The 26,464-nt window shown below is 60.7% G+C and carries 24 protein-coding genes and 1 pseudogene; 16 read left to right on the forward strand and 9 right to left on the reverse strand.

The window, feature by feature from the left end; genetic code table 11:
* Positions 1-141: 141 nt before the first annotated feature.
* Positions 142-294 (forward strand): annotated as a pseudogene (locus HX811_RS15650) (2Fe-2S iron-sulfur cluster-binding protein); the annotation flags it as partial.
* A gap of 551 nt (positions 295-845) precedes the next feature.
* On the opposite strand, the gene HX811_RS15655 reads toward HX811_RS15650, so the two are convergent.
* The 4 genes from HX811_RS15655 to HX811_RS15670 all read right to left on the reverse strand — a co-directional run bounded on the left by HX811_RS15655 (position 846) and on the right by HX811_RS15670 (position 4,100).
* A complete protein-coding gene (locus HX811_RS15655; RefSeq protein WP_177046473.1) occupies positions 846-1,379 on the reverse strand; it encodes a transposase in 534 nt (177 codons plus the stop codon).
* A gap of 88 nt (positions 1,380-1,467) precedes the next feature.
* Complete coding sequence (locus HX811_RS15660; RefSeq protein ID WP_076017825.1) at positions 1,468-1,668, reverse strand: hypothetical protein; 201 nt, start codon at positions 1,666-1,668, stop codon at positions 1,468-1,470.
* A gap of 174 nt (positions 1,669-1,842) precedes the next feature.
* A complete protein-coding gene (locus HX811_RS15665; protein ID WP_177046474.1) occupies positions 1,843-2,658 on the reverse strand; it encodes a nitrilase-related carbon-nitrogen hydrolase in 816 nt (271 codons plus the stop codon).
* A complete protein-coding gene (locus tag HX811_RS15670) occupies positions 2,655-4,100 on the reverse strand; it encodes a cytosine permease (protein ID WP_177046476.1) in 1,446 nt (481 codons plus the stop codon). The genes HX811_RS15665 and HX811_RS15670 overlap by 4 nt, the downstream gene beginning before the upstream one ends.
* A 264-nt stretch (positions 4,101-4,364) precedes the next feature.
* On the opposite strand from HX811_RS15670, the gene HX811_RS15675 reads away from it, so the two are divergent.
* A complete protein-coding gene (locus HX811_RS15675; protein ID WP_177046477.1) occupies positions 4,365-6,182 on the forward strand; it encodes an FAD-dependent oxidoreductase in 1,818 nt (605 codons plus the stop codon).
* A 39-nt stretch (positions 6,183-6,221) separates the two neighbouring features.
* Here the strand turns inward: HX811_RS15675 and HX811_RS15680 are convergent, their stop codons facing one another.
* Positions 6,222-7,262 (reverse strand): low specificity L-threonine aldolase, encoded by a 1,041-nt coding sequence (locus HX811_RS15680; protein ID WP_177046478.1) that lies wholly within the window; start codon positions 7,260-7,262, stop codon positions 6,222-6,224.
* Positions 7,263-7,352: 90 nt separating this feature from the next.
* Between HX811_RS15680 and HX811_RS15685 the strand changes: the two genes are divergently transcribed.
* The 8 genes from HX811_RS15685 (at position 7,353) to fdhA (ending at position 17,400) form a co-directional block, all read left to right on the forward strand.
* On the forward strand, positions 7,353-8,081 hold the full coding sequence (locus HX811_RS15685) for a TraX family protein (protein WP_177046479.1): 729 nt from the start codon (positions 7,353-7,355) through the stop codon (positions 8,079-8,081).
* A gap of 323 nt (positions 8,082-8,404) precedes the next feature.
* Positions 8,405-9,658: a serine hydroxymethyltransferase gene (glyA, locus tag HX811_RS15690; protein WP_087694757.1), complete on the forward strand. Its 1,254-nt coding sequence runs from the start codon at positions 8,405-8,407 to the stop codon at positions 9,656-9,658.
* Positions 9,659-9,680: 22 nt separating this feature from the next.
* Positions 9,681-10,931: a sarcosine oxidase subunit beta gene (locus tag HX811_RS15695; RefSeq protein ID WP_003209185.1), complete on the forward strand. Its 1,251-nt coding sequence runs from the start codon at positions 9,681-9,683 to the stop codon at positions 10,929-10,931.
* Positions 10,932-10,946: 15 nt separating this feature from the next.
* Positions 10,947-11,249, forward strand: a complete 303-nt coding sequence (locus HX811_RS15700; RefSeq protein WP_003209187.1) for a sarcosine oxidase subunit delta — start codon at positions 10,947-10,949, stop codon at positions 11,247-11,249.
* Positions 11,246-14,263 (forward strand): sarcosine oxidase subunit alpha, encoded by a 3,018-nt coding sequence (locus HX811_RS15705; protein ID WP_177046480.1) that lies wholly within the window; start codon positions 11,246-11,248, stop codon positions 14,261-14,263. The genes HX811_RS15700 and HX811_RS15705 overlap by 4 nt, the downstream gene beginning before the upstream one ends.
* Before the next feature lie 132 nt (positions 14,264-14,395).
* Positions 14,396-15,028 (forward strand): sarcosine oxidase subunit gamma, encoded by a 633-nt coding sequence (locus HX811_RS15710; RefSeq protein WP_102604381.1) that lies wholly within the window; start codon positions 14,396-14,398, stop codon positions 15,026-15,028.
* Positions 15,029-15,148: 120 nt separating this feature from the next.
* Positions 15,149-16,006, forward strand: coding sequence for a formyltetrahydrofolate deformylase (gene purU, locus HX811_RS15715; RefSeq protein ID WP_177046481.1), 858 nt, complete (start codon positions 15,149-15,151; stop codon positions 16,004-16,006).
* A 194-nt stretch (positions 16,007-16,200) separates the two neighbouring features.
* Positions 16,201-17,400, forward strand: a complete 1,200-nt coding sequence (gene fdhA, locus HX811_RS15720; protein WP_177046482.1) for a formaldehyde dehydrogenase, glutathione-independent — start codon at positions 16,201-16,203, stop codon at positions 17,398-17,400.
* Positions 17,401-17,465: 65 nt separating this feature from the next.
* Here the strand turns inward: fdhA and HX811_RS15725 are convergent, their stop codons facing one another.
* The 3 genes from HX811_RS15725 to HX811_RS15735 all read right to left on the reverse strand — a co-directional run bounded on the left by HX811_RS15725 (position 17,466) and on the right by HX811_RS15735 (position 19,318).
* Positions 17,466-17,924, reverse strand: a complete 459-nt coding sequence (locus HX811_RS15725) for an anti-sigma factor domain-containing protein (protein ID WP_177046484.1) — start codon at positions 17,922-17,924, stop codon at positions 17,466-17,468.
* Between the two features lie 84 nt (positions 17,925-18,008).
* Positions 18,009-18,686: an anti-sigma factor domain-containing protein gene (locus tag HX811_RS15730; protein WP_177046485.1), complete on the reverse strand. Its 678-nt coding sequence runs from the start codon at positions 18,684-18,686 to the stop codon at positions 18,009-18,011.
* Positions 18,683-19,318, reverse strand: coding sequence for a sigma-70 family RNA polymerase sigma factor (locus tag HX811_RS15735; protein ID WP_032899276.1), 636 nt, complete (start codon positions 19,316-19,318; stop codon positions 18,683-18,685). Before HX811_RS15735 ends, HX811_RS15730 begins: the two co-directional genes overlap by 4 nt.
* 153 nt (positions 19,319-19,471) lie before the next feature.
* On the opposite strand from HX811_RS15735, the gene HX811_RS15740 reads away from it, so the two are divergent.
* Both HX811_RS15740 and HX811_RS15745 read left to right on the forward strand, forming a co-directional pair.
* Positions 19,472-20,041 carry a DUF2780 domain-containing protein gene (locus HX811_RS15740; protein ID WP_177046486.1) on the forward strand — a complete coding sequence of 190 codons (570 nt, stop codon included), beginning with the start codon at positions 19,472-19,474 and terminating at the stop codon, positions 20,039-20,041.
* Between the two features lie 476 nt (positions 20,042-20,517).
* Positions 20,518-21,147 carry a hypothetical protein gene (locus tag HX811_RS15745; protein WP_177046487.1) on the forward strand — a complete coding sequence of 210 codons (630 nt, stop codon included), beginning with the start codon at positions 20,518-20,520 and terminating at the stop codon, positions 21,145-21,147.
* 51 nt (positions 21,148-21,198) lie between these two features.
* On the opposite strand, the gene HX811_RS15750 is transcribed toward HX811_RS15745, so the two are convergent.
* The gene (locus HX811_RS15750; RefSeq protein ID WP_177046488.1) at positions 21,199-22,077 is read right to left on the reverse strand and encodes an acyltransferase; all 879 of its coding nucleotides are present in this window, start codon (positions 22,075-22,077) and stop codon (positions 21,199-21,201) included.
* 173 nt (positions 22,078-22,250) lie between these two features.
* Between HX811_RS15750 and HX811_RS15755 the strand changes: the two genes are divergently transcribed.
* From HX811_RS15755 to creD, 4 genes are read left to right on the forward strand one after another with little or no spacing between them, the layout of a single operon-like run.
* Positions 22,251-22,751 carry an ATP-dependent zinc protease gene (locus tag HX811_RS15755; RefSeq protein WP_003209205.1) on the forward strand — a complete coding sequence of 167 codons (501 nt, stop codon included), beginning with the start codon at positions 22,251-22,253 and terminating at the stop codon, positions 22,749-22,751.
* A 9-nt stretch (positions 22,752-22,760) separates the two neighbouring features.
* Entirely contained in the window at positions 22,761-23,429 is a 669-nt protein-coding gene (creB, locus tag HX811_RS15760; RefSeq protein WP_003209207.1) for a two-component system response regulator CreB, read from the forward strand.
* The gene (gene creC / locus HX811_RS15765; RefSeq protein ID WP_177046489.1) at positions 23,429-24,868 is read left to right on the forward strand and encodes a two-component system sensor histidine kinase CreC; all 1,440 of its coding nucleotides are present in this window, start codon (positions 23,429-23,431) and stop codon (positions 24,866-24,868) included. The genes creB and creC overlap by 1 nt, the downstream gene beginning before the upstream one ends.
* Positions 24,869-24,920: 52 nt before the next feature.
* Entirely contained in the window at positions 24,921-26,270 is a 1,350-nt protein-coding gene (creD, locus tag HX811_RS15770; RefSeq protein ID WP_177046490.1) for a cell envelope integrity protein CreD, read from the forward strand.
* Positions 26,271-26,464 lie beyond the last annotated feature (194 nt).

Consider the following 26,464-nt stretch of genomic DNA (forward strand, 5'->3'; position numbering starts at 1 on the left):
CCAGTGCTCGGCCAAGTCCACACAACCCCGCTTCACAGGTACCGATCGTTCCCACGCTCCGCGTGGGAATGCCTCTTTGGACGCTCCGCGTCCCGCTGTGTGACGCGGAGCGTCACGGGCTGCATCCCCACGCAGAGCGTTGGAGCGATCATCTGTGGGACGTGCAAGGTGCTGAAGCTGGGCGGGGAGGTCGAGATGGACCACAACGGCGGGATCACCGAGGAAGACGAAGCCGAGGGTTACATCCTGTCGTGCTGCAGCGTGCCGAAGGGTGATGTGCGCATTGAGTTCTGATGGCTTTACGCGTACCGCCACCCACGTCCATATTTTTAATATCGGAGATGGGTGGCGGTTTAAATATCAACTTGTGGTGTCAATGATGTCGACCCAGATATCAATTTCATTAATTATTTCACCGACGTAGGTGATATGAAAAACCCTTCGGGTACAAGTATATGTACCAATGTTTTTTAATACGACTGTGTCGCCTGGGTGTATTTTTTCAGCCAACTCCGGCGAAAGATCTAATATAGTTTGCCCATTTGGTTTCTTGCGTAAGACTTCAGTGGGTACTTCTGTATGTTTAGTCATTTCAAAAAACTCCACGTTTGATTTTATAGCCGTAGCTGAAATTACTCAGCGAGAAGTAAGTAAAAACCTTTTCTGCTTGGTCTGATACCTGTCAATGTTGACAGCTAACGAAGAGCTGCTGAGTTATGGTTTACTGAGAATTTTTCCCTGATCTTTCCCACGCTCCGCGTGGGAATGCCTCTTTGGACGCTCTGCGTCCCGCTGTGTGACGCGGAGCGTCACGGGCTGCATTCCCACGCAGAGCGTGGGAACGATCAGGCCCAGCGTTGAATTTCAATCAGGCCATCCTGTCCTGCATAGTTGCGGGCGCTGGAATACCGCCAGTGCTCGGCCAAGTCCACATAACCCCGCTTCACAGGGTTGTGGTGAATGTAACCAAGCTTTTGGCGCATCACCGCTTCGCTGTACACCAACTCGGCGTGTGACCCCTCTTGCCATAGCTGATAAATCCGGTCCGTTTTATGCGCCCGTTTGCTGAAACGCAAACGCTGCAACACTCGCTCCGCTCCTCGTTTCTGCAGGTCGTCAATGATGGTTCGAGCGGTGAAGGATTTGAACTGGCTGACACATTTACCCAGGTCAGGTGCTTGAGCGACGAAGTGCAGATGGTTTTCGAGAACGACGTAGCCGTAGAGATTGAAATGTTCGTGGGTTTGTTGATATCGCCAGCAACTCAACAGGTGGCCGACAAGGTAGTCGCGGGTAAATAGCGGTATCCATTCCATGACGGTGCATGTCAGGAAGTGTGGTTTTTCAGGTTCGGTAATGGTGTAGCGGCTTTTGCCCATCAATTCGTCCTTGAACCGTGGTGTGGCCTGGACGCGGAGCGTCCGGGGAGGCGTTCCCACGCAGAGCGTGGGAACGATCAGTTAGAGGTTATTGGGCATAGATATGCACGACGAAGTGCTGGCCGGATGCTGTCAGTTCATAGACCTTGTCAGTGATCCGCAATGTCCTCGTCGGTTCGCTGATGGTGTCACCGATTTTCGCGGATTTTCTGAATTCGTCCCAGTCGATGACGGTGGTGCTGATAGTGCCTTCACCTTGCAGGTTGTTGCCGTAGCGTTGCGCTTCCATGGTATTGCCCTCTGCTGGATTTCCGTTTCCGGCCGATTATTCGGCTGGCGGTGAGTCCCGAAAGGCGGCCTTTTCCTTTCGGGTTCCAAGAGGCTAGTCAAAGAAATTCAGGTTGGTTGCTGTCAGAAATATCAAAAAACAGTCTCGGCACTCCGCCACCATTCGTTGTCGGGCTCAGTACAATCCCGGTCGACGGTCCTGATGCACATGGTTGTGGTCGCTGATGTATTTGTCCCGGGCCTGGTCCAGTGGCAGGTCAACGATTAGCCGTAGTTCTTTCTGATGGGCGGTGCCACCGGCCAATGGGTAACCTTCGGCACTGACGATCACCGAGCCACCCACCCAGTTGACGCCGCGTTCTTCGCCGTAGCGGTCGCAGGCGGCGATAAACATGCGATTGACCGCCGCGTTGGCTTGTACCCGCACGACTTCTCCTGGCCGTTCACCGCCGGGGCGTGGGCCGTCGGGCCAGTTCACCGGGGCGCACAGCAGGTCGGCACCAGCGAGTGCCGCCAGACGCACCCATTCGGGCAGTTCCAGGTCATAACAAATCATTACGGCAATCCGGCCCACGACCGTTTCCACCACGGGCGGCGGTGCGCTGCCGGGGGTGAAGATCAGCTTTTCGCGATTCCACAGGTGCGCCTTGCGATACACCGTCAGGCCGCCGTCGGGCTCTACCAGCGCCGCACTGTTGGCCACGCGCCCGGCGGTCAGCCGCTCGCAAAAGCCGGCAACGATGATGATGTTCAGTTCGGCGGCCAGGGTCTTCCACTGGTTGAGCGTCGGCCCGTCCAGTGTCTCCGACACCGCATGGGCTTCTTCTCGGTCATTGAACACGTAGCCGCTTTGTATCAGCTCCGGCAGGACTACCACCTGTGCGCCCAGTGCCGCTGCACCACGGATGGCGTCGGCGCAGAGTGCGCGGTTGTAAGGTACATCGGCGATCCGTGGTGACAGTTGATGACACATCACCCGTACAGGATTCATGGCTGGACTCCTTCCAGCGCCGCCTCGCTGGCGGCAATGGCACGACGCTCTGCCTCGCGGTCGAGGTTGCGGCTCATCACACAATAGATCACTGCCGAAACCGCCAGCCCGATAACGAATGCCACATCCGCACCACCCAGCGCTGCGGCGGCAGGACCTTCATAGAAACTCAGCGACATGAACGGCACCATCGACACCAGCCCCAGGCAGTACGCAACCAGGCCGGCGCTGCCCCATTGGCCGTAGATGCCGGCCGGGTTGAAGATGTCGCTGATGGCGTATTTGCCTTTGCGCACCAGGTAGAAGTCCGCGAGGTTCACCGCTGTCCACGGCACCAGGAAGTACAACATCAGTAACACAAAGGTGTTGAAACTTGCCAGGTAGCTCTCGGGAATACTCAGGGTGATCATAAAAATTACCGCTGCCACCAGACCGATACCTATCACCCGGCTTTTGAGGCGCGGCTGAATCTTCACAAAGCCGTCAATCGCACTGATACCGGTGAGCATCGCGCCGTAGCAGTTGACCGCCATGATGCCGATCAGCGCGGGCACGGCGATCAGCACGGTGAAGGTGCCGAACCCGGGAATCACCTGGTTGCCCACGGCGCGCACGCTGCCGATGGCGTCGGGCGAGGGCAGGGCGGAAGCCAGGAACGCACCCAGGGACATCAGCCACAACGCCGAGCCGGCGGCGCCCAGGTAGGTCCAGAAAATCACACTGCGCGATGAAGTTTTGTGCGGCAGGTAGCGCGAGTAGTCGGATACGTACACCGCGTAGCTGATCTGATAACCGGCGGCGGCGGAGAGCTGAATCAGGAATGCCGACCAGGAGAAATGCGCATTGGCCACCGCTGCATCGGCGGTCAGGCTCATGAGGGCTGCCACGGTCAGTACCGCAAACACGCTGATCATCACGTAGGTCAGCCAGCGTTGCACGGTGTGCAGCAGGTCGTGGCCGATCACCGCGATCACAACCGCCAGGATGATCATCAGCGCGTACCACGGCGCACGGCTGCCCGGCAGTACGGTGTTGATGGCGTCGGTGGCGAGGATCACGTTGAACACGTTGAAGCCGATGTATACGAAGATCACCGCGATAAACGGCACGATCGCCCCGCGCAAACCGAACTGTGCCCGGGACTGGATCATCTGCGGCAAGCCCATGCGCGGGCCCTGATTGGCGTGGAAGGCCATGGCAAAGGTACCCAGGCCGACGCCGATCACAATCGCCAGGATCGAATACACCATGCTCAGCCCCAGGGCTGCACCGGTGAAACCGGTCACCATGGTGGTGAGCACAAAGTTGCCGGTGAACCAGAAGGGGCCTTGATGCCAGACCTTGCCGTGGCGTTCATTGCGCGGGACGTAATCGATGGAGCGGGTTTCGATTTTCAGGCCGGGGGTGACGGGCGGAGCCGTTTTTTCGGAAAGCGCGTTCATAGGTTCACGGTCTGTTTTTATAGTGTTTGAGTGTCGGAGCATCTGGTAAGTGGAGGGCGTATTGAATCGGGATATATAAATAATTACTTCAGACTTTCCTTAAGTAATGCCTTTTCGTCAGTTGCCATGGAACTCAATCAGATTTATTTCGAAGCGGTATAACCAGGCGTTTCCGGATCTTCTACGCTGACCACACGTCCCGTCGTTGTCACCTTTAGCCTTGTAGTCAGGGGTGGACATTCCCTCATTGCAAGGAAGCTCACCATGTCTGCTGTCCCCTCGCGTACCCGCAATGTTCAGCGCTTGCTGGCCAATGATGTCACTGCACTGATTCCGGATTTTCCTTTTCACTATGGCCGGTACCTGTCCCAGGCTGCCGCCAATAGCAAGCCACTGGCCCAGATTGCCACGCGGCATCATGGGGCTCAGGTGTTGATCGTCGGCGCCGGCGCGGCCGGGCTGGTAGCGGCCTATGAGGCGCTGCGCATGGGGTTGCATCCTGTGCTGGTAGAGGCGTCGGACCGGATCGGCGGGCGCTTGTATTCGCGGGTCATGGGCGACCCTGAGGACCCTGCCAACAGCGTCATTTGCGAGTTGGGCGCCATGCGTTTTCCCAAGTCGGGCAAGGCGTTGCTGCACTACTTCGACAAGGTCGGCATGAGCCTCAACTCAGCAGATTTTCCCAACCCCGGCTCAGCCGCAACTGCCAGCACCGTGGTCGACTATCAGAACCTCCAGACCTACTACGAAGGCAGCGACTTGCCCGCGAAATACGCAGAAATCGAACGCCTGTTCTTTGAAGTGTTCCTTGAGATTGACCCCATCCATTTCAGCGAGATGGAGGCGGCAATGTCTGAAGGCTCCCTGGACCAGGCCAAGATCAAGCGACTGTGGAATGCGATCCTTGCCGAAGATTGGGACAACCTGAGTTTCTTCGCGGCCATGGTCGAAAAGGCTGGCTGGAGTCGTGCGGATATCGACCTGTTTGGCCAGATCGGTTTTGGCACTGGAGGTTGGAACACCGACTATCCAAACTGCTTCCTCGAGGTCTTGCGGGTGCTCTACACCGGGCTGGATACCAACCATTCGCTGATGTATGACGGCTCCAGTGAGTTGCCCAAGCGCTTGTGGAGCCGTTCGCCGAGGGATTTGGGCGATGTGGTGGTGGGCTGGAGCGACGATGTTACGGTGGAAGCGCTTACCTGTCGGGTGATCCCGCAGCCGTTCAACCAGGAAGTCCGCCAGATCTGGCGGCGCGCGGACGGCACCTTCGATGTGCATATCCATGACCGAAACCTGGGGGCGGATACCCGCTACAACTTTCCCGCAGTGATCTACACGCCGCACGTGCGGATTCTCGACAAGTTCCGCTATATGGACGGCAAGGACCGGTTCATGCAGATGGACAGCTTGTTGCCACAACCCACCTGGGAAGCGGTGATGTACACGCATTACATGCAGTCAGCCAAAGTGTTCGCTGCGACCCAGCGTCCGTTCTGGACCGAGCGTGGGGCCGACCATCGCTACAGGATGAGTGTGACCCTGTCGGACCGTCTGACCCGGGGCACCTATCTGCTGGACTATTCCGCCAGCCAAGGGCCGCACAAAGGCAGTGGCGTGTTCCTCTCCTACACCTGGAATGACGACAGCCTGAAGTTTCTGGGTGATCGCATGGCGCCGCTGCCGACCCACATTAAGCTATGCACGACGCTGCTGGACACGGTGTATGCCGATTCGCAGCTGAACCTTGCGGCCGAGTTCGGCTGGGAGGACCCGTTTATCGAGATCAACTGGGAGGATGAGCCGTTCTTTCTGTGCGCGTTCAAGATGAACCTGCCGGGGCAGTACGAGTATCAGCGCCGGTTGTTTTCACAGTTCATGAGCGGTATTCGGGACAGTAACCCGGACGGGTTTATCCTGGCGGGAGATGATGTTTCCTGGACCGGCGGCTGGGCGGAGGGCGCGGTGACCACCGCATTGAACGCGGTCAACAAGCTGGCCGTGAAATTCGGCGGTGGCACCTTTATCGAAAACCCAGGGCCGGTGGACGCGTGGGAGGTGCTCAAGCCGGTAGAGCTGTAATTCCGGAGGGCGCGGCGGGTATGGCCGCGCCCAGGATGTTCAGCCCTGCATCACTTCCCGAATATCTGCCGCCAATTCCCGCACGCGCTCTTCCTCGGTATCCCACGCACACATGAATCGCGCGCCACCCTTGCCGATGAAGGTGTAGAAGCGCCAGCCCTTGGCCGTCAGCGCGGCAATTGCCGGTTCCGAGAGTTGCAGGAATACGCCGTTGGCCTGGACCGGGAACATCAACTCCACACCCGGAATATCCGCCACCAGGTTGCTGAGCAATTGTGCACAGTGGTTGGCATGGCGGGCGTGTTTGAGCCAGGCGTCGTTTTCCAGCAGGCCCACCCACGGGGCGGAGAGGAAGCGCATCTTTGAGGCAAGCTGCCCGGCTTGTTTGCAGCGGTAGTCGAAGTCTTCGGCCAGCTTGTGGTTGAAGAACAGGATCGCTTCACCCACGGCCATGCCGTTCTTGGTGCCACCAAAGCACAGCACGTCGACGCCGGCTTTCCAGGTCAGGTCGGCCGGCGAGCAGCCGAGGAATGCGCAGGCGTTGGAGAACCGTGCGCCGTCCATGTGCAGGTTCAGCCCCAGTTCCTTGCAGGTGACGCTGATGGCGCGGATTTCTTCCGGGGTGTAGACGCTGCCGACTTCGGTGGCCTGGGTCAGGGTCACGACGCGAGGTTTCGGGTAGTGAATGTCCTGGCGCTTGAGGGCGATCTCGCGGATCGACTCCGGGGTCAGCTTGCCGTTTTCGGTGCGGGCGGTGAGCAGCTTGGAGCCGTTGGAGAAAAACTCCGGCGCGCCGCATTCGTCGGTTTCGACGTGGGCGGTTTCCGAGCAGATCACGCTATGGTAGCTCTGGCACAAGGAGGACAGCGCCAGGGAGTTGGCTGCGGTACCGTTGAAGGCGAAGAACACTTCGCAGTCGGTTTCGAACAGTTTGCGGAAACCGTCGGCGGCGCGGTGGGTCCATTCATCATCGCCATAGGCGCGTTGATGGCCCTGGTTGGCGAGTTCCATGGCGGCCCAGGCTTCCGGGCAGATGCCGGAATAGTTGTCGCTGGCGAATTGTTGGCTCTTGTCGGTCATGGCCCAGTCCTGTGGTCGATGTTGGTGCGCACTTTACCCAAGATTGTCGGGCGGGCGCACGCACTGTTAATGCAAAGTCATTGGGGAATTATGCACGGTTCTGAAAGCGTTCCTGTAAGCCGCGTCCGCGATGGCGCCCTGGACCTGCTCAAGTGGCTGGCGCTGCTGAGTATGGTGCTGGACCACCTGCGGTATGTCGGTTTGAGCCTGGACGGGCTGTATGTGCCGGGGCGCCTGGCGTTCCCGTGGTTTTGCCTGGCGATCGCGGCGAATTTGCATCGGGTCAAGGACGCGCCGGTGACGGGGCAGTGGCGCTATCTGGGCTGGTTGCTGCTGTTCAGTGTGATCAGTGAGGTGCCGTACCGGATGTTCATCGACGACGCCGACACGCTGAACGTACTGCCGACCCTGGCGCTGGGTTTGCTGGTTGCCCGGGGATGGCAGCAGAAGACGCTTATTGATCGAGGATTGGCGTTGATCGCGCTGGTTTTGGCGGGGTTTTTCTCGGCGCAGCTGATGTTCGGTTTCTTTGGCGTACTGCTGCCGCTGGCGATGTTGCTGGTGTTTCGCCGGCCGTGGTATTCCAGCGTGCTGCCGGGTGTGGTGTGCTTGGCTGCCAACCAATGGCAGATCCTGCTCGACAGCGGCACGCTGGTGGCGATGCTGGGATTGGCGACATGCCTGATTGCGCCGCTGGCCGGATTGGTCTTGTTGCGACATGCCGGGCAGGTATCGCCACCGGCCATGCGGCGCTGGGCGTATGCGCTTTATCCCGCGCATTTCCTGCTGCTGCTACTCCTTCGAAAGATCATCGCCTAACCCCTGTGGGAGCTGGCTTGCCTGCGATGCAGATACCTTGATCGTTCCCATGCTCTGCGTGGGAATGCATCCCGTGACGCTCCGCGTCACCATTGCGCAGGACTCAAGCCTTGCGCCAGCAGCGGGACGCGGAGCGTCCCAGGCGGCATTCCCACGCAGAGCGTGGGAACGATCATTATCCTGTGTCGTTCATTCGATGTCGTAAACGCACCTTTGCGTGGCGTCCGTAGGCATTTGGTCTATCTGCACCAGCCCTACCATCGCATCAAAGGGCGCTGCCGCGTGCACGTGCCTCAACAAGACGAAATGCTGGGAGAGACGCGATGTTCAGCAAGCAAGACCAGATCCAGGGTTATGACGATGCACTGCTGGCGGCCATGAATGCCGAGGAGCAGCGCCAGGAAGATCATATCGAGCTGATCGCGTCAGAGAACTACACCAGCAAGCGTGTCATGGAAGCCCAGGGCAGCGGCCTCACCAACAAGTACGCCGAAGGTTACCCGGGCAAGCGTTACTACGGCGGCTGCGAACATGTGGACAAGGTTGAAGTGCTGGCCATCGAGCGCGCCAAGCAACTGTTCGGCGCCGACTATGCCAACGTGCAGCCGCACTCCGGTTCGTCCGCCAACAGTGCGGTGTACCTGGCGCTGTTGAACGCCGGCGACACCATCCTCGGCATGAGCCTGGCCCACGGCGGCCACCTGACCCACGGCGCCAAAGTGTCGTCCTCGGGCAAGCTGTACAACGCGGTGCAATACGGCATCGACACCAACACCGGGCTGATCGACTACGACGAAGTCGAGCGCCTGGCCGTGGAGCACAAGCCGAAGATGATCGTGGCGGGTTTTTCCGCCTACTCCAAGACCCTGGATTTCCCGCGCTTTCGCCAGATCGCCGACAAGGTCGGTGCGTTGCTGTTCGTCGACATGGCCCACGTCGCCGGCCTGGTGGCCGCCGGTCTGTACCCGAACCCGCTGCCCTACGCCGATGTGGTCACCACCACCACCCACAAGACCCTGCGCGGTCCACGTGGCGGGTTGATCCTGGCCAAGTCCAACGAAGAAATTGAAAAGAAACTCAACTCTGCGGTATTCCCGGGCGCCCAGGGCGGCCCGCTGATGCACGTGATCGCCGGCAAGGCGGTGTGCTTCAAGGAAGCCCAGGAACCAGGTTTCAAGGCCTATCAACAGCAAGTGATCGACAACGCCCAGGCCATGGCCGGCGTGTTTATCAAACGCGGCTACGATGTAGTGTCCGGCGGCACCGATAACCACCTGTTCCTGGTCAGCCTGATCCGTCAGGGCCTCACCGGCAAAGAGGCGGACGCCGCCCTCGGTCGCGCTCACATCACCGTCAACAAGAACGCCGTGCCCAACGACCCGCAGTCGCCGTTCGTGACCTCGGGCCTGCGTATCGGCACGCCGGCGGTGACCACACGCGGCTTCAAAGTGACCCAATGCCTGGAGTTGGCCGGCTGGATCTGCGACATCCTCGACAACCTCGGCGACGCCGATGTGGAGGCCAACGTCGCCAAGCATGTGGCCGCCCTGTGCGCTGATTTCCCGGTTTATCGCTGAGCGCGGTTTTGGAGTAATGACTATGCAACGCTACTCGGGCTTCGGCCTCTTCAAGCACTCACTCAGTCACCACGAAAACTGGCAGAAGATGTGGCGCACGCCCACCCCGAAAAAGGTCTACGACGTGGTCATCGTCGGCGGCGGCGGGCATGGTCTGGCGACGGCTTACTACCTGGCCAAGGAACACGGCATCACTAATGTGGCGGTGGTCGAGAAAGGCTGGCTGGGCGGCGGTAACACCGCACGCAACACCACCATCGTGCGGTCCAACTACCTGTGGGACGAGTCGGCGCACCTGTACGAACACGCGATGAAACTCTGGGAAGGTTTGTCCCAGGATTTGAACTACAACGTGATGTTCTCCCAGCGTGGCGTCTACAACCTGTGCCACACCCTGCAGGATATCCGTGACTCCGAGCGTCGCGTCAGCGCCAACCGCCTCAACGGTGTGGACGGCGAACTGCTCAACGCCAAACAAGTGGCCGATGAGATTCCGTACCTCGACTGCTCCAAGAACACTCGCTACCCAGTCATGGGCGCCACCGTGCAACGGCGCGGCGGCGTGGCCCGTCACGATGCCGTGGCCTGGGGCTTTGCCCGCGCCGCCGATGCACTGGGCGTGGACCTGATCCAGCAGACCGAAGTCATCGGTTTTCGCAAGGAAAACGGCGTGTGCATCGGCGTGGAAACCAACAAGGGCTTCATCGGCGCCAAGCGCGTCGGCGTAGTGACCGCCGGTAACTCCGGCCACATGGCATCCCTGGCGGGCTTTCGCCTGCCGATCGAATCCCACCCGCTGCAAGCACTGGTGTCGGAGCCGATCAAACCCATCATCGACAGCGTGATCATGTCCAACGCCGTGCACGGTTACATCAGCCAGTCCGACAAGGGCGACCTGGTGATCGGCGCCGGTATCGATGGCTACAACGGCTATGGCCAGCGCGGCTCGTACCCGGTGATCGAGCACACCATCCAGGCCATCGTCGAGATGTTCCCGGTGCTGTCCCGCGTGCGCATGAACCGCCAGTGGGGCGGTATCGTCGACACCACGCCGGATGCCTGCCCGATCATCTCCAAGACCCCGGTCCCGAACATGTTCTTCAACTGCGGTTGGGGCACCGGTGGTTTTAAAGCGACTCCAGGCTCAGGCAACGTATTTGCCGCAAGCCTCGCCAAGGGTGAAATGCACCCGTTGGCTGCTCCATTCTCCATCGACCGTTTCCACAACGGTGCGCTGATCGACGAACACGGCGCCGCGGCCGTCGCCCACTAACAGGAGAAATTCCCTATGTTGCATATCTTCTGTCCTCACTGTGGCGAACTGCGCTCCGAAGAGGAATTCCACGCCTCCGGCCAAGCGCACATCCCGCGCCCACTGGACCCGAACACCTGCACCGACGAGGAGTGGGGCGACTACATGTTCTTCCGCGACAACCCGCGGGGCCTGCACCACGAACTGTGGATTCACGCCGCCGGTTGCCGCCAGTATTTCAACGCGACCCGCGACACCGTGACCTACGAAATTCTTGAAACCTACAAGATAGGCACCAAGCCGCAATTCACCGCCAAGGCTTCTGGAGAGAAGGTATGAGCCAGATCAATCGCCTGTCCAACGGTGGCCGCATCGACCGCAACAAAGCCCTGAGCTTCACCTTCAACGGCCAGAGCTACAAAGGCTTTGAAGGCGACACATTGGCCGCTGCGCTGCTGGCCAACGGCGTCGACATTATCGGTCGCAGCTTCAAGTATTCCCGCCCGCGCGGCATCTTCGCCGCCGGTGCCGAAGAGCCGAACGCGGTGCTGCAGATCGGCGCCACCGAAGCCACGCAAATCCCCAACGTGCGCGCCACGCAACAGGCGCTGTACCAGGGTTTGGTCGCCACCAGCACCAACGGCTGGCCGAGCGTGAACAACGACATGATGGGCATTCTCGGCAAGGTCGGCGGCAAGCTGATGCCGCCGGGTTTCTACTACAAAACCTTCATGTACCCGCAATCGTTCTGGATGACTTACGAGAAGTACATTCGTAAGGCAGCCGGTCTTGGCCGCTCGCCGACCGAGAACGATCCGGACACCTACGACTACATGAACCGTCATTGCGACGTGCTGATTGTAGGCGCGGGCCCTGCCGGCCTGGCGGCTGCGTTGGCCGCTGCCCGCAGTGGCGCCCGGGTGATCATTGCGGACGAGCAGGAAGAATTCGGCGGCTCCTTGCTGGACTCCCGCGAAAGCCTCGATGGCAAGCCGGCGGCCGAATGGGTTGCCAGTGTTATTGCTGAACTGAAATCCCTGCCGGACGTGGTGTTGCTGCCTCGCGCCACCGTCAACGGTTACCACGACCATAACTTCCTGACCATTCACGAGCGCCTCACCGACCACCTCGGTGACCGTGCGCCGATTGGCCAGGTGCGTCAGCGTATCCACCGGGTTCGCGCCAAGCGCGTGGTGTTGGCCACTGGTGCGTGCGAGCGTCCGCTGGTGTACGGCAACAACGACGTACCGGGCAACATGCTGGCGGGTGCGGTCTCCACTTACGTGCGTCGCTACGGCGTGGCACCGGGCAAGAAGCTGGTGCTGTCCACCAACAACGATCACGCCTACCGCGTGGCGCTGGACTGGTTCGACGCCGGCCTCAGCGTTGTCGCCGTAGCCGATGCCCGCCACAACCCACGGGGCGCGCTGGTTGAAGAGGCGCGTGCCAAAGGCATTCGCATCCTCACCGGCAGCGCCGTGATCGAAGCCCGTGGCAGCAAGCACGTCACTGGCGCCCGCGTTGCGGCCATTGATGTGAAGGCCCATAAAGTCACCAGCCCCGGCGAATGGCTGGACTGCGACCTGGTCGCCAGCTCCGGCGGCTACAGCCCGGTGGTCCACCTGGCCTCGCACCTGGGCGGCAAGCCGACCTGGCGTGAAGACATCCTCGGTTTTGTACCGGGCGAAGCACCGCAGAAACGCGTGTGCGTCGGTGGCATCAATGGCGTCTACGGCCTCGGCGATTCCCTGGCCGACGGTTTTGAAGGTGGCGTGCGCGCTGCCAGCGAAGCCGGGTTTGCGCCGGTGGAAGGTACGCTGCCCAAAGCCTTGAGCCGTCTGGAAGAACCGACCCTGGCGCTGTTCCAGGTACCTCACGAGAAAGCTACCGCACGGGCGCCGAAGCAATTTGTCGACCTGCAGAACGACGTCACCGCAGCCGCCATCGAACTCGCCACCCGCGAGGGTTTCGAGTCGGTGGAGCACGTCAAGCGCTACACCGCACTAGGCTTCGGCACTGACCAGGGCAAGCTCGGCAACGTCAACGGCCTGGCCATCGCGGCCCGTTCGCTGAACGTGACCATCCCGCAGATGGGCACCACCATGTTCCGTCCCAACTACACGCCGGTGACCTTCGGCGCGGTAGCAGGCCGGCACTGTGGGCACATCTTCGAGCCGGTGCGCTACACCGCGCTGCAAGCCTGGCACGTGAAAAACGGCGCCGAGTTTGAGGACGTCGGCCAGTGGAAACGCCCATGGTATTTCCCGCGCAACGGTGAAGACCTGCACGCCGCAGTGAAGCGCGAATGCCTGGCCGTGCGTGACAGCGTCGGCCTGCTGGACGCGTCCACCCTCGGCAAGATCGACATCCAGGGCCCGGATGCCCGCGAGTTCCTCAACCGCATCTACAGCAACGCCTGGACCAAGCTCGACGTGGGCAAGGCCCGCTACGGCCTGATGTGCAAGGAAGACGGCATGGTCTTCGACGACGGCGTGACTGCCTGCCTCGCCGACAACCACTTCCTGATGACCACCACCACCGGCGGCGCAGCACGCGTACTCCAGTGGCTGGAAATCTACCAGCAGACCGAATGGCCGGACCTCAAGGTGTACTTCACCTCGGTCACCGACCACTGGGCAACCATGACCTTGTCCGGCCCCAACAGCCGCAAACTGCTGAGCGAAGTCACCGACATCGACCTGGACAAGGACGGCTTCCCGTTCATGACCTGGAAAGAAGGCCTGGTTGGCGGCGTGCCGGCGCGGGTGTTTCGGATTTCGTTTACCGGTGAGCTGTCGTACGAAGTCAACGTGCAGGCCGACTACGCCATGGGCGTGCTCGAGAAAATCGTCGAGGCCGGCAAGCAGTACAACCTGACCCCGTACGGCACCGAAACCATGCACGTGCTGCGGGCCGAGAAGGGTTTCATCATCGTTGGCCAGGATACCGACGGCTCGATGACCCCGGACGACCTGAACATGGGCTGGTGTGTAGGCCGCACCAAACCGTTCTCGTGGCTCGGCTGGCGCGGGATGAATCGCGAGGATTGCGTGCGTGAAGACCGCAAGCAGCTTGTCGGACTCAAGCCGATCGACCCGAACGTGTGGCTGCCGGAAGGCGCGCAGTTGGTGTTCGACGCCAAGCAGACGATCCCGATGAAGATGGTCGGCCACGTCACCTCCAGTTATGCCCACAACTCCCTCGGTTATTCGTTTGCCATGGGCGTGGTGAAGGGCGGCTTGAAGCGCATCGGCGAGCGGGTGTTTGCCCCGCTGGCGGATGGCAGCGTGATCGAGGCGGAGATTGTTTCTTCGGTGTTCTTTGATCCTAAAGGCGACCGCCAGAACATCTGACAGACCGAGTCGCCTGCATCGCAGGCAAGCCAGCTCCCACAGTTGGAATGCATTCCCCTGTGGGAGCCGGGCTTGCCCGCGATGAGGCCAGAACAGTCACCGCAAGACCTACAGAATTCAAACAGGTGCTTTATGACAGCAGCCAATGTTTACCAACAACGCCCCACCTCCGGAGCCAAGGCCGAGTCGTCGCTGCACCATGCAGACCTCGCCAGCCTGGTAGGCAAGGGCCGCAAGAACGCCGGCGTGACCGTGCGTGAAAAGAAACTGCTGGGCCACCTGACCATTCGTGGCGATGGCCATGACGCAGCCTTCGCCGCCGGTGTGCACAAAGCCTTGGGTATCGAATTGCCCGGTGCCCTGCAAGTCATCGTCAAGGGTGAGACCAGCCTGCAATGGCTCGGTCCGGATGAGTGGTTGCTGGTAGTGCCAGGCGGTGAGGAATTCGCCGCCGAGAAAAGCTTGCGTGAGGCGCTGGGTGATTTGCATATCCAGGTCGTCAACGTCAGCGGCGGCCAGCAAATTCTCGAACTCAGCGGCCCGAACGTGCGCGATGTGCTGATGAAATCCACCAGCTACGACGTGCACCCCAACAGCTTCCCGGTGGGCAAGGCGGTGGGCACGGTGTTCGCCAAGTCGCAGTTGGTGATTCGCCATACTGCTGAAGACACCTGGGAGCTGGTGATTCGTCGCAGCTTCTCGGATTACTGGTGGCTGTGGTTGCAGGATGCGGCGGCTGAGTATGGTTTAAGCGTCCAGGCCTGATCGTTCCCACGCTCCGCGTGGGAATGCATCCCGGGACGCTCCGCGTCCCAAGAGCGGACGCAGAGCGTCCATTGCGGCGTTCCCACGCAGAGCGTGGGAACGATCAAGGAGTCACGAATAATGAGCCGCGTACCCGATACATGGATTTTGACCGCCGACTGCCCCAGCGTGCTCGGCACGGTGGACGCGGTCACTCGCTACCTGTTCGAGCAGGGCTGCTACGTCACCGAGCACCACTCCTTCGATGACCGGCTCTCGGGCCGGTTCTTCATCCGCGTGGAGTTCCGCCAGCCCGATGGTTTCGACGAACAAGCCTTCCGCGATGGCCTGGCCACCCGTGGCGAAGCCTTCGGCATGATCTTCGAACTGACCGCGCCGAACTACCGGCCGAAAGTGGTGATCATGGTCTCCAAGGCCGATCACTGCCTCAACGATTTGCTCTACCGCCAGCGCATCGGCCAACTGGCGATGGACGTGGTCGCCGTAGTCTCCAACCACCCGGACCTCAAGCCCCTGGCCGACTGGCACCAGATTCCGTATTACCACTTTCCCCTGGACCCCAACGACAAGCCGTCGCAAGAGCGCCAGGTGTGGCAGGTGATCGAGGAATCCGGCGCTGAACTGGTGATCCTTGCGCGCTACATGCAAGTGCTGTCGCCGGAGCTGTGCCGCAAGCTCGACGGTAAGGCCATCAACATCCACCACTCCCTGCTGCCCGGTTTCAAGGGCGCCAAGCCGTATCACCAGGCTTACAACAAGGGGGTGAAACTGGTGGGCGCCACTGCGCATTACATCAATAACGATTTGGACGAAGGCCCGATCATCGCCCAGGGCGTGGAGGTGGTGGACCACAGTCACTATCCGGAAGATTTGATAGCCAAGGGACGGGACATCGAAGGCCTGACCCTGGCCCGGGCCGTGGGGTATCACATTGAGCGGCGGGTGTTCTTGAACGCCAATCGGACAGTGGTGCTCTGATGGACGCCTTCGCGAGCAAGCCCGCTCCCACATTCGACCGCATTTCAAAGGTAGGACTCGGTCAACTGTGGGAGCGGGCTTGCTCGCGAAGAGGCCATCACTAACAACGCAAAAACAGCATCTGTACCCGAGCACTTAAACGCGCTGCCTGCCTGGGCAACGCGGTTCCATAAAAACAACAGCGAGGTGAAAGCATGTCTGGTAATCGTGGTGTCGTGTATCTCGGCAACGGCAAGGTCGAAGTACAGAAAATCGACTATCCCAAAATGCAGGACCCCCGTGGCAGGAAGATTGAGCACGGCGTCATCCTGCGCGTGGTCTCCACCAACATCTGCGGCTCCGACCAACACATGGTGCGCGGCCGCACCACTGCCCAGACCGGCCTGGTCCTGGGCCACGAAATCACCGGCGAAGTGATCGAGAAGGGCAGCGACGTCGAGAACCTGAAGATCGGCGACCTGGTGTCGGTGCCGTTCAACGTCGCATGCGGCCGTTGCCGTTCCTGCAAGGAGCAGCACACCGGCGTGTGCCTGACCGTCAACCCGGCCCGTGCCGGTGGCGCCTACGGCTATGTCGACATGGGCGACTGGACCGGTGGCCAGGCCGAATACGTGCTGGTGCCTTACGCCGACTTCAACCTGCTGAAACTGCCGGACCGCGACAAGGCCATGGAGAAGATCCGCGACCTGACTTGCCTCTCCGACATCCTGCCCACCGGCTACCACGGCGCAGTCACTGCGGGCGTTGGCCCGGGCAGCACGGTCTACATCGCCGGTGCCGGGCCCGTGGGCCTGGCAGCTGCCGCCTCCGCTCGCCTGCTGGGCGCTGCGGTGGTGATCATCGGTGACGTCAACCCGATCCGCCTGGCCCACGCCAAGGCCCAGGGTTTTGAAATTGCCGACCTGTCGAAAGACACCCCGCTGCACGAACAGATCGCTGCGTTGCTGGGCGAGCCGGAAGTGGATTGCGCCGTCGATGCCGTGGGTTTCGAAGCGCGCGGCCATGGTCATGAAGGGGCCAAGGCGGAGGCTCCGGCCACCGTGCTCAACTCGTTGATGGGCGTGGTGCGGGTGGCTGGCAAAATCGGTATTCCGGGCCTGTACGTCACCGAAGACCCGGGTGCCGTGGATGCCGCTGCAAAAATGGGCAGCCTGAGCATTCGTTTCGGCCTGGGCTGGGCCAAGTCCCACAGCTTCCACACCGGGCAAACCCCTGTGATGAAGTACAACCGCCAACTGATGCAGGCGATCATGTGGGACCGTATCAACATTGCCGACATCGTCGGTGTGGAAGTCATCAGCCTGGATGACGCGCCACGCGGGTACGGCGAGTTCGATGCGGGCGTGCCGAAGAAGTTTGTGATTGATCCGCACACGTTGTTCAGCGCGGCTTAAATCGCGGGCAAATAAAAAGGCGACCTCAGGGTCGCCTTTTTTGCATCTGCGGTTGGGTAGGAGAATCAGCGAATCGCCAAAGCCCCCTGATACACCGTTGGCCCCGTCGGCTGCTTGCTCACCGAGCCGCCCTTGGTTTCCGAGCTGACCATCAGTGTCACCGGCTTGCTGATCGACTCCTGCTGGCGAGGGTTGATGCCGATAATGCCTTTGCCGTCTTCCGGCAACAGGCCCAGTGACACCGGCGTACCGTCAGCCGGAACCGCCCACAGCTCCAGGCTTTGGTCCGGAGCCGGTGCCGTGGCGGCAATCGGCTGCACTTCGAGGTAATCCTTGTGGGCCACGATTTGCGTGGCCGGTTGCTGGGTGGTGTTCACCAGCAGTGCGGCAGCCTTGACGCTGTCCTGGGTGTAGAGGGCGCCGCCGACGCCGGCGACTACCACCAGACACGCGCCGATGAACAGGCGTGGGCGGTTCCAGAATGAAGGCTTGTGCTCAATCACTTGGGGGTTGATCGCAGTCATTAGGCTCTTCCTGACATGTTTTGTAGTCTTTCATGGACCCAGTTAACGGCGATCGGTTCCTCATCCGTCGTATTGAGCCTCGGATCAGAGTGATGCCAATTGGCCCTGGTACAGCACCGGCCCGGTGGGTTGTCCGGTCGGCGAGCCGCCCTCAGGCTCAAGGCTCACTGCCAGGGTCAGCGGCGCCGTCAGCAGCGCCTGGTGTTCTTTGCTCAACTGGATTCGGCCTTTACCCGACACCGGCAACAACCCCAGGGAGATGGGTTTGCCGCCTGCCGGGATTGCCCACAGTTCCAACGCGCGGGCCGGCTCCACAGCCGCCAGGGTCAGCGGTTCCACTTGCAGATGATCCGCGTAGGCCTGGATCTTCAGCGCCGGCTGCTGATCAGCCGCCACCAGCGTGGCGTTGTACTCCACCCCAAGATCGCGCTGGTACAACACACCCACCAACACCGCGATCACCACCCCGCACGCCGCTACCAGCAAGCGCAGGTTCATCCAGAACGGTTTCTTCGCCGGCATATGCAGCACTTGCGGCTCAATGCGCGCCTTGATCCCTTCCCATACGTGGTCCGGCACCGGCCGTTCAGGCAGCGGCCCGGTGAGGCGGGCGAGGGCATCCTGCCAGTGCCCGAGTTCGACGCGCAGCGCCGCGTCATCCCGCAGCAGCGCTTCAAAGCGCCGGCGGGCGGTGGCAGGCATCAGCCCGATGGCGTAGTCAGCCGCCAGGGCGCGGCGCAGGGCGGTGGTCTGGTAGTTCATGATTCAAGGCACCTGCGCAAGCGCTCCATGCCGCGGCGAATCCAGGATTTGACCGAGCCCAGGGGCGCGGCCAGATGTTCGGCCAATTCCGAGCACGACAGGCCCTGGAAGTAGGCCACGGTGATCGACTGGCGCTGCATGCCTTCGAGGCTGTCGAGGCAGCGGTTCAGGGCGAGGGCTTCACGCTCGCTGTCGAGCTGTTCATGGGCGCTGGGGCTTTCGTCGGCCGTGGCGTCCTCCTGGCCTTCGTTCAAGGGTTGTTCGCGGTGTTTGCGCAACTGGTCGATCGCCAGGTTGCGGGTGATATTGACCATCCAGGTCATGGGCGCCGACAGATGGGCCTCATAGCGTGAGGCGTTGTACCAGATGCGCACGAAGCTTTCCTGCAACACCTCCTCGGCCAGATCCTTGCGACCCATGAAACGCAAGGCAACACCATGCAAACGCGGGGAAACGCTGCGATAGAGCGTTTCGAACGCCTGGCGATTACCCAGTGAACACTGGGCCAGCAATTGCCGTAGCTGATCTGCATCGTGGGTCGAAATAGGGCTTCTCCAGGCGCTTGCAACAGAGCGATGGGACGGCGCACGGTAAAGAGGGCAGGCTGAGGTTAGTCCAGCTTGGGCATTCATTCCATCTACCTCCGTGCGGCTCGTGGTGGATATACGCAGCGCAAGGCGCATCGGATGCAGTGGTTTTCTGAACTAATCTGCAGGGAGGGAACAATCCTTCGGCGTACCCAGTCAAACTCCTGCTTTTTGCGCTTACTTTCAGAGGTTGTCTTGATGAAGATTTCACGCGGTTTTGCCCTGTCCTGCCTGTTGACCGTGGCGGCCAGCCCGGTATTTGCGGCAGGTTTCAGCCTCGGCGACGTGGCCAATGCCGTGTCCGGTGCACAAGGTGGCGACAAGGCAGCAGCGGCTGCACCCACTTCACAGACCGCTGGTCTGCTGCAGGCACTGACCTCGCAATTGAACGTGACCCCTGAGCAGGCCGTTGGTGGTACCGGCGCAATGCTGGGCCTGGCCAAGAATAAATTGGGCGGCGGTGATTACTCGCAACTGACCAAAAGCGTACCGGGCCTGGACAAGCTCTCCGGCAGCAACTCCCTGGGCAGCCTCGGCGCCCTGAGCGGCATGCTCGGCCAGAGCGGCGGCAGCAAGACCTCGGGCCTGGATGGCGTGTTGGGTAACGTGAAAAACACCAATGACTTGAACACTGCGTTCAGCGCGCTGGGCATGGACAGCGGGATGGTGGGCCAGTTTGCGCCGGTTATCCTGAAATACCTGGGCGGCCAGGGCGCCAGCGAATCGGTGCTGGGCAAACTGGCTCAGGCTTGGGGCACCGGCGGTTAACCGCGCTGCTCGCCAAAGGAGTGCATGTCCTACAGTTATTTTGCTGTCCTCTTTCGTCATGAGTTGGATTGTCGCTGTAATGCCTTGTAGCTAGGTGTCAGGAACTGTGGGGCGTTGCAGTGCCACGCAGTAGTCCCCTTCGCAGCATTATGTTGAGACTGTTTGAGGGGGCGCTCAACTAACTTATTGGTGATCCGATGGAATTACAAACTCTGCTGCCTATGATGCCTTTGACGAACCTTGTTTCCCAATTACCCCCTGACAAAGAGCCGAACACCAGGACCGGGCAGGCTGACGCCAATGCGCTGCATAAGCTGGGATTGAGCCCGGCTCTTCTGGATAACCTGCGCCTGGACCTGAAAGCCGTAGCTAATGGGTCGCGTCCTGATCGTGCACTCAATAACGTCCTGGCTGGGCTGGAGCATCTCTTGCGCTCCGATCAAGCGAGGGCTAAAGAATGGCCAGCCGGAAAAGGCATGCCTGAAGGCGGCAAGGCCTTCGTGATAGGCGAGGACGGCAAGCCCAAAGAGGTCCCTCTGGCTAAGGAGCGGGTTGGCGGGAAGCTGTCTGAAGACAGCATTGCCTTAGTAAAGGGCGAGGACGGCAAGCCCAAAGAGGTCCCTCTGGCTAAGGAGCGGGTTGGCGGGAAGCTGTCTGAAGCCAGCCTTGCCTTAGTAAAGGGCGAGGACGGCAACCCCAAAGAGGCCCCTGTGGCTAAGAAGTGGGTAGGCGGGAAGCTGCCTGAAGACAGCATTGCCATAGTAAAGGGTGAGGACGGCAACCCCAAAGAGGTCCCTGCGGCTAAAGAGGGGGCAGGCGGAAAGCTACCTGAAGACAGCATTGCCATAGTAAAGGGCGAGGACGGCAGGCCAAAAGAGGTTGAGGCATCCACAGCACAGCGCAACGAGCCAGGGAATTTGCGCTCCTCTGCCGATGCAGTGGTTTCGGAGCTCAAGGCGTTGTTGGACGCTGAGGCTTCTGGAGCTGATGTCACTCAGCAATTGGCGGATTTGCGCTCGGCGTTGAAGGCTCTTGACCAACATTCCCTTTCGGGCGACAACCCGGTACGGGATGCTTTGCAAAAAAGCATACGTTCGCTGGCCTGAGCTTCAGGTGGGAAACGGTAGGTTTCATAAGCCCTGCCGGCCCTGGAGTTTTTATTTGAGAAGTTCCTGAATACGTTGATCCTTCTCCATCCAGAACTGGTTGACCCAGTTCTGGACGGTCTGGCGAAACGCTGGATCGTTCTCGTAATCCCCCTGCCACAACGCCGGATCCAGCTCTCGGGTACGGATATCCACGATCACCTTCGGCACCGCACCACTGATCAAGTCCCAGAAGCCCGGAATGTTTTCCTGTGGATAAACCACGGTGACGTCGAGCACCGCATCCAGCTGTTCACCCAACGCCGCGAGCACGAACGCCACGCCACCCGCCTTGGGTTTGAGCAGGCGCTCGAAGGGTGAAGCCTGCTGTTTGCGCTTGGCCGGGGTGAACCGCGTGCCTTCCAGGTAATTCACCACGGTGACCGGCTGGCGCTTGAACAACTCGCAGGCCTCTTTGGTGATTTTCAGGTCCTGGCCTGCCAGTTCCGGGTGCCTGGCCAGGAACGCCTTGCTGTAGCGCTTCATGAACGGGTAATCCAGCGCCCACCAGGCCAGGCCCAGGAAGGGTACCCAGATCAGTTCCTTTTTCAGGAAGAACTTGAAGAACGGCGTGCGCCGGTTGAGGGCCTGGATCAGTGCGGGGATGTCGACCCAGGATTGATGGTTGCTGATCACCAGGTAAGAAGTATCAACGCGCAGGTCGCCGCCGCCGCGAATGTCCCATTGGGTAGGGATGCACAGGGCGAAGATCAGCTTGTCGATCTCGGCCCAGGTTTCGGCGATCCACATGACGGCCCAGGACGCATAGTCACGAAAGCGACCGGGGGCCACCAGCTTGAGCAGGGCAAACACCATCAGCGGCCCGAACAGCACCAGGGTGTTGAGCAACAGCAGCAATGTGACGAAACAGCCGGTGAGCAGGCGGCGCATAAGTAACTCTTGGAATCATTTTTGGCCCGCCATGATAAGCAGCTTGGGTCTAGAGGCCAAATCGCAAATAAGCTTACGAATGTTTCACAGCGGGCTGGGTATGCTCTGTGATCTAACTAAGCAGCGAATTTGCAGTCTAGAATTGGCCCACTTATTTCAAGGAAACCTCCTACGTGAAATCCATCCTTGCCCTGCTAACGCTGGTGGCCTTGCCTGTCATGGCCGCCGAGCCGACCCTTTACGGTCGCTACGAATACATCCAACTGCCGGAAATCGGTGAGACCTTCAAGGCCAAGATGGACACCGGCGCGCTGACCGCCTCGCTGTCGGCCCGGGACATCGAGACCTTCACCCGTGATGGCGACGACTGGGTACGCTTCCGCCTCGGCGGCAAGGACGCCACCAACAAGGTGTACGAGCACAAGGTTTCGCGCATCAGCAAAATCAAGAGCCGCGCCGACGAAGATGACGACAAGGACGAAGCGACTGTGGCCAAGCGCCCGGTGATCGACCTGGAAATGTGCCTGGGCAACGTCAAGCGTACCGTCGAGGTCAACCTCACCGACCGCAGCAGCTTCAACTACCCGCTGCTGATCGGCGCCAAGGCCCTGCGTGAATTCGGCGCTGCGGTAAACCCGGCCCGCCGTTACACTGCGGACAAACCGGACTGCTGACGGAACACCATGGCGCATATCCTGATTGTCGAAGACGAAGCGGCTATCGCCGACACGCTGATTTTCGCCCTGCAAGGCGAGGGCTTCACCACCACCTGGTTGAGCCTCGGCCAGGCGGCGCTGGCCCATCAGCGGCAAACCCCGGCGGACCTGGTCATCCTCGACATCGGCCTGCCGGACATCACCGGTTTCGAAACCTGCAAGCAACTGCGGCGTTTCAGCGAAGTACCGGTGATGTTCCTCAGCGCCCGGGACGGCGAGATCGACCGCGTGGTGGGTCTTGAGATCGGCGCTGACGACTATGTAGTCAAGCCGTTCAGCCCGCGGGAAGTGGCAGCGCGGGTACGGGCCATTCTCAAGCGCGTGGGCCCCGGTGCTGCTCCGGCGGTGTTCCAGGTGGACCTGGAGCGCATGCAGATCAGTTATCGCGGCCAGCCCCTGAGCCTCACTCGCCATGAATTCCGTCTGCTGCACAGCCTGCTGGAGCAACCCGAGCGCGTGTTCAGCCGCGAGCAACTGCTGGATGCGGTGGGCGTGGCGGCGGACGCAGGCTACGAGCGCAATATCGACAGCCACATCAAAAGCGTGCGCAGCAAATTGCGTGCGGTGGCGCCCGAGGCGGAGCCCATCCAGACCCACCGTGGCCTTGGCTACAGCTACAGCCCGGGCAACAGCTGATGCGCCTGGGGATTCGGTTCTTCCTGGTGTACGCATTGTTTATCGGCCTGACCGGCTACTTCGTACTCAGCACCGTGATGAAGGAAATCCGCCCCGGCGTGCGCCAGTCCACCGAGGAAACCCTGGTGGACACCGCCAACCTGCTGGCGGAAATCCTGCGCGACGATGTGAAGAACGGCACCCTCGGCCAGAGCCACTGGCCCGAACTGCTCAAGGCCTACGGTGAGCGTCAGCCCGGCGCGAATATCTGGGGCCTGCCGAAAAACCAGGTCAACCACCGCATCTACGTCACCGACGCCAAGGGCATTGTGCTGCTGGACTCCAGCGGCGAGGCCGTAGGCGAGGATTACTCGAAGTGGAATGACGTGTACCTGACCCTGCGCGGCGAATACGGTGCGCGCTCGACCCGCAGCGAACTGGATGACCCCGCTTCGTCGGTGATGCACGTCGGCGCGCCGATCCGCGATAACGGGCAGATCATCGGCGTGGTCACTGTGGCCAAGCCCAACAGTTCACTGCAACCCTATGTGGACCGCACCGAAGACCGGCTGCTGTGGTACGGCGCCGGGCTGGTCGCCCTGGGCTTGCTGTTTGGTGCGCTGTTGTCGTGGTGGTTGAGTGTCGCACTGCGCCGGCTGACGGCGTATGCCCAGGCGGTGAGTGAAGGCCGGCGTGCCGAGTTGCCGCACTATCGCGGCGGTGAACTGGAGCAGTTGTCCACCGCCGTGGAACACATGCGCACCCAGCTGGAAGGCAAGGCGTACGTCGAACGTTATGTGCACACCCTGACCCACGAATTGAAAAGCCCGCTGGCGGCGATTCGTGGTGCGGCGGAACTGTTGCAGGGCGACATGTCCCGTGACCAGCAGCAGCGTTTCGTGAGCAATATCGACAGTGAAAGTGCACGCTTGCAGCAGTTGATCGAACGCCTGCTGAACCTGGCGCAGGTGGAGCAGCGCCAGGGCCTTGAGGACCAGGCCAGCCTGTCGTTGGCGGCGCTGGTGGACGAAGTGCTCAGGGCTCAATGTGCGCGCATTGAAGGCGCCGGGTTGCAGGTCGAGCAGGCGATTGCCGCGGATCTGCAGGTGTACGGCGAGCCGTTCCTGCTGCGCCAGGCACTGGGTAACCTGCTGGAAAACGCGCTGGATTTCACACCGCCCGGTGGCACATTGCGGTTCGGCGCCAAGGCCTTGGATGACGGGATCGAATTCACCCTGTTCAACCAGGCCGAGCCGATTCCCGAGTACGCGTTGCCGCGCCTGAGCGAGCGCTTCTATTCCCTGCCGCGCCCGGCCAGCGGGCGCAAGAGCACCGGACTTGGGCTGAATTTTGTCGAAGAGGTGATGAAGCTGCACGGCGGCTCACTGCAGATCGGCAACGTGCCTGGCGGCGTGCAGGTAAAACTGCATCTCCACACAGTCTCCACATTCCCTTCATAAATCCCCCTTAAGCGCCCGCCAGACTCTCCCCCATCAAAACAGGGAGAGCTTCATGAACCGCAATCTGCTTTTCAAATTGGGCGCCATCGCGCTGCTGATCGTGCTGTTGTTGATTCCATTGCTGATGATCCATGGGGTGATTACCGACCGTCAGCAACTGCGCGACGACGTCTTGCAGGATATCGCCCGCAGTTCCAGCTACAGCCAGCGCCTCAATGGCCCGGTGCTGGTGGTGCCTTATCGCAAGACCGTCCGGGAGTGGAAGCTCAATGAAAAGCTCAACGAACGCTACGAAGAAACCCGCGAGGTGCGTGGTCATCTGTATTTCCTGCCGGAGCAATTTGCCCTCGACGGGCAGGTGCAAACCGAAGTGCGGGCCCGGGGCATCTACCAGGCGCGGTTGTTCCACGCCGACAGCCGTATCAGTGGGCGGTTTGTGTTGCCGGAGCAGTGGGGCATCACGGAAAACTTTGCCGATTACCGCTTTGACCCGGCGTATCTGGCAGTGGGTATCAGCGACATTCGCGGCATCGAAAATGCGTTGAAGCTGGAGCTGGGCAGCCAGCAACTGGCGTTTTCCCCGGGCACTCAAGTGGCTTGGCTGGGGGAGGGTGTGCACGTGATGCTGCCCGAGCAGGACAGCCACAATCCGTCACCTTTTGACTTCGCCTTTGACCTGCGCCTGCAAGGAACCGAGCAGTTGCAAGTGGTGCCGGTGGGCAAGACCAGCCAGGTCAAGCTCGCGTCCAACTGGCCGCACCCCAGCTTTATCGGCAACTTCCTGCCGACCCAGCGCGAGGTCACCGCCCAAGGCTTCAGCGCCAATTGGCAGACCACATTCTTCTCCACCAACCTGGAAGAAGCACTGCGCGGTTGCCTGGCCGAGCGCGGCTGTGACGACTTCAACAGCCGCAGCTTCGGCGTGAGCTTTATCGACCCGGTGAACCAGTACCTCAAGAGCGATCGGGCGATCAAATATGCGCTGCTGTTCATTGCCCTGACGTTTGCCGGTTTCTTCCTGTTCGAGGTGCTCAAGAGCCTGGCGGTGCACCCGATCCAGTACGCGCTGGTGGGGTTTGCCCTGGCGTTTTTCTACCTGCTGCTGTTGTCGTTGTCCGAGCACATCGGGTTTGGCCCGGCTTACCTGATATCGGCGGCGGCCTGTGTGTTGCTGATCGGGTTTTACGTCTGCCATGTGCTGCGCAGTGTCGCCCATGGCCTGGGGTTTTCAGCAGGGTTGGCGGCGTTGTATGGCTTGCTGTACGGGTTGCTGAGTGCCGAGGATTACGCGTTGTTGATGGGCTCGTTGCTGCTGTTCGGGTTGCTGGGCACGGTGATGGTGCTGACCCGCAAGCTGGATTGGTATGGGGTGGGCAAGCGCAAGGAGGTGTGTGATGAGTAGGTCGTTGGGGTTGCGGGAAGATCAGCAGGTCGGAGCAACGTTGATGATGCGGATCAATGCACTGTTTCCCGAGGCCCGGGAGCTTTTTGTGGCGAGGGAGCTTGCTGTGGCGAGGGAGCTTGCTCCCGCTGGGCTGCGCAGCGGCCCCAAAAATCCTGGGAGCGCTTCGCACTCCAGCGGGAGCAAGCTCCCTC

Origin of the sequence: Pseudomonas sp. F8002 (genome assembly GCF_013385495.1) — a bacterium.
GTDB lineage: Bacteria > Pseudomonadota > Gammaproteobacteria > Pseudomonadales > Pseudomonadaceae > Aquipseudomonas.

What these genes read in the sequence shown, in the direction of transcription:
- HX811_RS15700 (WP_003209187.1), top strand. Translation starts at nt 10,947, where the DNA reads ATGTTGCATATCTTCTGTCCTCACTGTGGCGAACTGCGCTCCGAAGAG.
- HX811_RS15730 (WP_177046485.1), bottom strand. Translation starts at nt 18,686, where the DNA reads ATGAACTACCAGACCACCGCCCTGCGCCGCGCCCTGGCGGCTGACTAC.
- HX811_RS15680 (WP_177046478.1), bottom strand. Translation starts at nt 7,262, where the DNA reads ATGACCGACAAGAGCCAACAATTCGCCAGCGACAACTATTCCGGCATC.
- purU (WP_177046481.1), top strand. Translation starts at nt 15,149, where the DNA reads ATGAGCCGCGTACCCGATACATGGATTTTGACCGCCGACTGCCCCAGC.
- HX811_RS15675 (WP_177046477.1), top strand. Translation starts at nt 4,365, where the DNA reads ATGTCTGCTGTCCCCTCGCGTACCCGCAATGTTCAGCGCTTGCTGGCC.
- fdhA (WP_177046482.1), top strand. Translation starts at nt 16,201, where the DNA reads ATGTCTGGTAATCGTGGTGTCGTGTATCTCGGCAACGGCAAGGTCGAA.
- HX811_RS15745 (WP_177046487.1), top strand. Translation starts at nt 20,518, where the DNA reads ATGCCTGAAGGCGGCAAGGCCTTCGTGATAGGCGAGGACGGCAAGCCC.
- HX811_RS15750 (WP_177046488.1), bottom strand. Translation starts at nt 22,077, where the DNA reads ATGCGCCGCCTGCTCACCGGCTGTTTCGTCACATTGCTGCTGTTGCTC.
- creC (WP_177046489.1), top strand. Translation starts at nt 23,429, where the DNA reads ATGCGCCTGGGGATTCGGTTCTTCCTGGTGTACGCATTGTTTATCGGC.
- glyA (WP_087694757.1), top strand. Translation starts at nt 8,405, where the DNA reads ATGTTCAGCAAGCAAGACCAGATCCAGGGTTATGACGATGCACTGCTG.
- HX811_RS15660 (WP_076017825.1), bottom strand. Translation starts at nt 1,668, where the DNA reads ATGGAAGCGCAACGCTACGGCAACAACCTGCAAGGTGAAGGCACTATC.
- HX811_RS15740 (WP_177046486.1), top strand. Translation starts at nt 19,472, where the DNA reads ATGAAGATTTCACGCGGTTTTGCCCTGTCCTGCCTGTTGACCGTGGCG.
- HX811_RS15685 (WP_177046479.1), top strand. Translation starts at nt 7,353, where the DNA reads ATGCACGGTTCTGAAAGCGTTCCTGTAAGCCGCGTCCGCGATGGCGCC.
- HX811_RS15705 (WP_177046480.1), top strand. Translation starts at nt 11,246, where the DNA reads ATGAGCCAGATCAATCGCCTGTCCAACGGTGGCCGCATCGACCGCAAC.
- HX811_RS15655 (WP_177046473.1), bottom strand. Translation starts at nt 1,379, where the DNA reads ATGGGCAAAAGCCGCTACACCATTACCGAACCTGAAAAACCACACTTC.
- HX811_RS15670 (WP_177046476.1), bottom strand. Translation starts at nt 4,100, where the DNA reads ATGAACGCGCTTTCCGAAAAAACGGCTCCGCCCGTCACCCCCGGCCTG.
- creB (WP_003209207.1), top strand. Translation starts at nt 22,761, where the DNA reads ATGGCGCATATCCTGATTGTCGAAGACGAAGCGGCTATCGCCGACACG.
- HX811_RS15710 (WP_102604381.1), top strand. Translation starts at nt 14,396, where the DNA reads ATGACAGCAGCCAATGTTTACCAACAACGCCCCACCTCCGGAGCCAAG.
- HX811_RS15695 (WP_003209185.1), top strand. Translation starts at nt 9,681, where the DNA reads ATGCAACGCTACTCGGGCTTCGGCCTCTTCAAGCACTCACTCAGTCAC.
- HX811_RS15725 (WP_177046484.1), bottom strand. Translation starts at nt 17,924, where the DNA reads ATGACTGCGATCAACCCCCAAGTGATTGAGCACAAGCCTTCATTCTGG.
- HX811_RS15735 (WP_032899276.1), bottom strand. Translation starts at nt 19,318, where the DNA reads ATGAATGCCCAAGCTGGACTAACCTCAGCCTGCCCTCTTTACCGTGCG.
- HX811_RS15665 (WP_177046474.1), bottom strand. Translation starts at nt 2,658, where the DNA reads ATGAATCCTGTACGGGTGATGTGTCATCAACTGTCACCACGGATCGCC.
- creD (WP_177046490.1), top strand. Translation starts at nt 24,921, where the DNA reads ATGAACCGCAATCTGCTTTTCAAATTGGGCGCCATCGCGCTGCTGATC.